Origin of the sequence: Acinetobacter sp. UBA3132 (genome assembly GCF_002364825.1) — a bacterium.
Classification (GTDB): Bacteria; Pseudomonadota; Gammaproteobacteria; order Pseudomonadales; family Moraxellaceae; genus Acinetobacter; species Acinetobacter schindleri.
Map to the genome: position 1 here is coordinate 29024 of NZ_DEZM01000122.1, position 384 is coordinate 29407.

Here is a 384-nt window from a genome sequence, read left to right on the forward strand (position 1 = left end):
GGTATTTCTAAAAGATTGGCTGGCTTATATCCCGATGGCAGCACTGGTAGCCATTATGATCATGGTGTCATTTACCACCTTCCAGTGGGGTGCTATCAAGCAGTTTAACAAGCATCCGCTTGCTTTTAATGTGGTGATGATTACTGTTGTGCTGGTAGTTTTGGCGACCCATAACCTGGCATTAGGCGTGTTAATCGGCGTGGTATTGTCTGCCCTGTTCTTTATCAACAAACTGGAAAATACGGTTCACGTATATACTCATTTGCTAGATGAACGTTCTCGTCGTTATGTGATTTCCGGGCAGATCTTTTTTAGCAGTTCAGACCGTTTCTATCAGTTCTTTGACTTTAAGGAAAACCTGGCAGTTGTTGAACTGGATCTGAC

The 384-nt window shown here is 43.2% G+C and carries 1 pseudogene; it reads left to right on the plus strand.

Annotated elements, in window-relative coordinates:
* Nucleotides 1–384 (plus strand): annotated as a pseudogene (locus B4033_RS06225) (sodium-independent anion transporter); the annotation flags it as partial.